4 protein-coding genes are annotated in these 4,760 nt (G+C 58.9%); 2 read left to right on the top strand and 2 right to left on the bottom strand.

Going from position 1 to position 4,760, the window contains the following annotated elements:
* Window positions 1–234: 234 nt before the first annotated feature.
* Both nadA and nadC read left to right on the top strand, forming a co-directional pair.
* A complete protein-coding gene (nadA, locus tag KHU33_RS25395; RefSeq protein WP_211468212.1) occupies window positions 235–1,386 on the top strand; it encodes a quinolinate synthase NadA in 1,152 nt (383 codons plus the stop codon).
* Window positions 1,383–2,261, top strand: coding sequence for a carboxylating nicotinate-nucleotide diphosphorylase (gene nadC, locus KHU33_RS25390; protein ID WP_211468210.1), 879 nt, complete (start codon window positions 1,383–1,385; stop codon window positions 2,259–2,261). Before nadA ends, nadC begins: the two co-directional genes overlap by 4 nt.
* Before the next feature lie 80 nt (window positions 2,262–2,341).
* Here nadC and KHU33_RS25385 read toward each other — a convergent pair whose 3' ends face one another.
* Together KHU33_RS25385 and KHU33_RS25380 are read right to left on the bottom strand one after the other, a co-directional pair.
* Window positions 2,342–3,613, bottom strand: a complete 1,272-nt coding sequence (locus KHU33_RS25385) for a M20/M25/M40 family metallo-hydrolase (protein WP_407928319.1) — start codon at window positions 3,611–3,613, stop codon at window positions 2,342–2,344.
* A gap of 68 nt (window positions 3,614–3,681) precedes the next feature.
* On the bottom strand, window positions 3,682–4,760 hold a 1,079-nt coding region (locus KHU33_RS25380), incomplete at its 5' end, for an MFS transporter (RefSeq protein ID WP_211468208.1).

The following is a 4,760-nucleotide window of genomic DNA, read 5'->3' as shown; positions in this document are numbered from 1 at the left end:
CAAAAAATGCCCGGAGATGCATCCCGGCAAGTTTTCGGTCACAGTCTTTTATGGCAATTGTTAAATCATAGTACGGGAGTTCATTCTAGCTTGCAATACGGTAATGTTAAGACGCGGCGTAACGGATAGCGGTAGAATTCCACTCCAACCAACTGCGGCAAAATATCTTGTTCAGCCTTCTGTCGTATTATTGTGTTCTTACCGCAGCTCATTACCCCCTCATCCACCGTAGCCATGCAAACCCACGCCATCAAAACCGTTGAATTCGAGCGGCCGCAAATGGACCTAGGCAGTAGCGTAGTTTCCAGCTGCACCGCACATGCCTGGGCTCGCGTCCCTGACACCCCCACACCGGACCAGAAAATCGCACTCAAGGAGCGTATCAAACGCTTGCTGAAAGAACAGCAGGCAGTGCTGGTTGCGCATTATTACGTTGATGGGGATATACAAGACCTGGCGGAAGAAACCGGCGGCTGCGTCTCCGATTCGCTGGAAATGGCGCGCTTCGGCCGTGATCATCCGGCCAAGACGCTGGTGGTTGCCGGCGTCAAGTTCATGGGCGAAACCTCAAAAATCCTGAGCCCGCATAAACGCGTGCTGATGCCCGACCTGGATGCAACTTGTTCGCTCGATCTGGGATGTCCGGCCGACCAGTTTTCCGCCTTTTGCGATGCCCATCCAGACCGCACCGTGGTGGTATACGCCAACACCAGCGCCGCCGTCAAGGCGCGCGCCGACTGGATGGTGACTTCCTCGATCGGCCTCGACATCGTCGCCCACCTGCACGCACAAGGTAAAAAAATCCTGTGGGCGCCGGACAAGCATCTGGGCGGTTACATACAGAAAAAGACCGGCGCCGACATGCTGCTGTGGCAGGGTTCCTGCCTGGTGCATGACGAATTCAAAGGCATCGAGCTGGAATTGCTGCGTCAGCAGCATCCGAACGCCAAGATACTGGTGCATCCGGAATCGCCGGAAGCTGTAGTGGCGCAGGCCGATGTGGTCGGCTCCACCACGCAGCTGATCGCCGCCGCCCAGACCCTGGACGCCGACGAATTCATCGTCGCCACCGACAACGGCATTTTGCACAAGATGAGAATGGCGGCCCCCGGCAAACGCTTTATCGACGCCCCGACTGCCGGTAACAGCGCCACTTGCAAGAGCTGCGCGCACTGTCCGTGGATGGCGATGAACGGCTTGCAGAATCTGGCCGATGTGCTGGAATCCGGCAGCAATGAAGTTCATGTCGATGCCGAAACCGGCCGCAAGGCGGTGATCTGCATCGATCGCATGCTCGACTTTGCGGCGCAGCGCAAAGCCAATGTGCGCCCATCCGGCGATCTGGCGCAAGAACAAAAACTGTTTTCAGGAATCGGTCCCGCATGAGTACATCCACTAGCAACTTAGAGAATCGTTTCGCACCGTTTGACGCTGCGCTGCAAACGGCATTTGACAACAATATTCGCACTGCCATTGCTGAAGACGTCGGCAGCGGCGACCTGACCGGCAAGCTGGTTCCGGCGCAGCAGATGGTCAGGGCGCGGGTGATCGTGCGCGAGCAGGCGGTGCTGTGCGGTGCGCCGTGGTTCGAAGCTGTGATGCAGCAGCTGGATGTGCGGATTCGTATCGACTGGCATTATGCCGAGGGCGATCTGATGAGCGCCGACAGCGCGGTTTGTATCATCGATGCACCCGCCAGAGCCTTGTTGACCGCAGAACGCACCGCCTTGAATTTCCTGCAATTGCTGTCCGGCGTCGCCGGCGCGACGCGGATTTATGTCAATGCCATTGCCGACACCAAAGCGCACATTCTCGATACCCGCAAAACCTTGCCCGGCCTGCGGCTGGCGCAGAAATACGCGGTGCGCGTAGGCGGCGGGCATAATCAGCGCCTGGCTTTGTACGATGGCATCCTGATCAAGGAAAACCATATCGCCGCAGCCGGCGGCATCGCAGCCGCCATGCAAGCGGCGCACCAGCTGAATGCCGGCGTTACGGTTCAGATCGAAGTGGAAACCCTGATGCAGCTGGATGAAGCATTGCGCGCCGGCGCAAAATCGATTCTGCTCGATAACTTCAGTCTTGACGCCATGCGCGACGCCGTTAATTTGACCGGCGGCAGGGCATTGCTGGAAGCTTCCGGCGGCATCAGTATGGAAACGGTGCGGGCCATCGCGGAAACCGGCGTCGACCGGATTTCTATCGGCAGCCTGACCAAGGATATCCGGGCCACGGATTATTCTCTGCGGATTATCGCGTAAATTGCTTTGCTGCAGTTGGCAAGCGCGCTGGATAAATGTTGTGCCTATCCAGGTATCCAGCGCGCTACTTACATAGCGGCTTATTGCACCTTGCCCTGAGCAAAATCCATGATCAGCCGCGTCGATAAATACAGGCGCGGGACAATGCTATTCAACTGCACGTATTCAGCATCATTCGAATGCGCGCCATAGCCGGTCAATCCCATCCCCTCGACTACCGCGCCTTTGGATTTCAATGCGGCGAATGCAGCATCGGTGCCGCCACCGCTAGCGACGTCCACTACCGTCAACGGCAGATCGAGTTCCTGATAGATCTTCTTGCCATAACCTGCCACGGTGCGAGAAGCGGAGTTGGTTTCCAGCGGCGGCCGCCGCATTTCAAATTTCAGATGGACCTTGGCTTCCGGGATCAATTGCTTTTTGATGCGCTCTTGCAGCTGGGTTTGCAACTGCTCGAAGTCACTCATCTTCAAGGCACGGGCATCGGCTTGTGCGCTGGCGCTGGCGGGAATCACGTTGCGGTTGGTGCCGGCCTGCGCCACGGTCCAGTTCAGTTTCAAGCCGCGCTCCGGCTGCGACAAGGAATTCAGTTGCAGCAGCTGGTGCGACAATTCATACAGGGCGTTGACGCCTTTTTCCGGCGCCGCCCCGGCATGCGAAGATTTGCCATCCACCGTCAGATAAGCGGCTGCGATGCCACTGGTCGCCAGCCGCAACTGGCCCTGGGGGCCACCGCCTTCGTAGGAAAACACAGCGTCCTGTTCGGCGCCCAGCTTGGTATGCAGGCTGCGGCCGCCGGGCGAACTGATTTCTTCATCGCCGTTGATCAAAACGGTTAATGTGTCGTAATCCTTGAAGCCGATTTTTTGCAGGATGGCGACGGTATGCAGAATGGTGGCGACGCCCTGTTTGTCATCGGCAATGCCGAGGCCGTAGGCTTTGTCGCCGTCCACCCGGAATTGCTGGTCCTTCAGCATGCCGCGCAGATATACCGTATCCATATGCGCGATCAGCATGATCTTGCGCTTGCCGTTGCCCTTGAAAACCGCATGGACGATTTGCCCTATTTTTTCCGGGGTATCGCCCATCCGGTAGATTTCCGGCGCATCCAGCAGTTCAGCCTTGCCGCCCAGCTGTGTCAGGCGATCGCGAATCAGGCCGGCAATCTTGGCCAGGCCCTCAAGGTCTTGGCTGCCCGATTCGATATTCACCAGGTCGCGCATGGTGTCGAGCATCGCCGGTTTTTCTTTTTGCGCCAGTTCGTATACCGGCGCTACCGGAGCTGCCAGGGCCAGGCTGGCGCTTAATGCCAGCGCTGGAAAAAGCAGGCTATCGAGCAGACTTCTTTTCAGGGAAAGGGATGTTTGTTTCAACTTTTATCTCCGTTATGCGATGTATGCGATGTGTCGTGCCGGTGTTGCTAGAGCTGCTGTAGATTGGCGTCACGCGTTTCGCGCATGCACAGCACCGCAACCAGGCTCAGCGCCGCCGCCGCCGACACATAAGCGCCGACATAAGCCAGGCCGCCGCGCTGCGCCAGTAGCTGCGCGATATAGGGCGCGACCGATGCGCCGAGGATGCCGCCGATGTTATAGGCCACGCCGGCGCCGGTATAACGCACGCTGGTGGGAAACAGCTCGGGCAGCAACGCCCCCATCGGCGCAAATGTGACGCCCATCAGGAACAGGAAAATAATCAGAAACAAGGCAATCGCCAGCGTATTGCCGCTGCCGAACAACGGTTGCATGGTGAAGCCCGCTGCGATAGCCGTCAGGGTGCCGGCGATCAGCACCGGCCGGCGGCCGAAGCGGTCGCTGGCCATGGCCGAGAACGGCGTCGCCAGCGCCATGAACACGACCGCCAGGCACAGCAGCGCCAGGAATTCCTGGCGCGGGATATGCAGGGTGGCGACACCGTAAGACAGCGAGAACACGGTCGCGATATAGAACAGCGTGTAGCAGACGATCATCGCTACCGCGCCCAGCATCACTGGCCGCCAATGATGCTGGAACAGGGTGAGCGCCGGCATCTTGACGCGTTCGCGCTTCTCCAGGGCCGCGGCAAATACCGGCGTTTCGGCGATCTTCAGCCGCACATACAATCCCAGCACCACCAACGCTGCACTGAAAATAAACGGGATGCGCCAGCCCCAGCTCTTGAATTGGTCGTCCGAAAGATTCAGGGCCAGCGCCAGGAACAGGCCATTTGCCATCAGGAAGCCGACTGAGGGGCCGAGTTGCGGAAACATGCCGTACCTGCCGCGTTTTCCCGGCGGCGCGTATTCGGTCGCCAGCAGCGCCGCGCCGCCCCATTCGCCGCCCAGGCCGATGCCTTGGGCGAAGCGCAGCACGCACAGCAGGATGGGCGCCAGCGCGCCGATAGAGGCGTAACTTGGCAGGAAGCCAATCAGCGCGGTAGCGATGCCCATTACCAGCAGCGATATCACCAGCGTCGATTTGCGTCCGATGCGGTCGCCGAAATGGCCAAACAGAAAAGCCC

Origin of the sequence: Collimonas silvisoli, assembly GCF_018305005.1 — a bacterium.
GTDB classification, from domain to species: Bacteria; Pseudomonadota; Gammaproteobacteria; order Burkholderiales; family Burkholderiaceae_D; genus Collimonas; species Collimonas silvisoli.
The sequence above is the reverse complement of the archived record's forward strand: the minus strand, read 5'-3'. Positions and strand labels throughout refer to the sequence as shown.

What these genes read in the sequence shown, in the direction of transcription:
- nadA (WP_211468212.1), top strand. Translation starts at nt 235, where the DNA reads ATGCAAACCCACGCCATCAAAACCGTTGAATTCGAGCGGCCGCAAATG.
- nadC (WP_211468210.1), top strand. Translation starts at nt 1,383, where the DNA reads ATGAGTACATCCACTAGCAACTTAGAGAATCGTTTCGCACCGTTTGAC.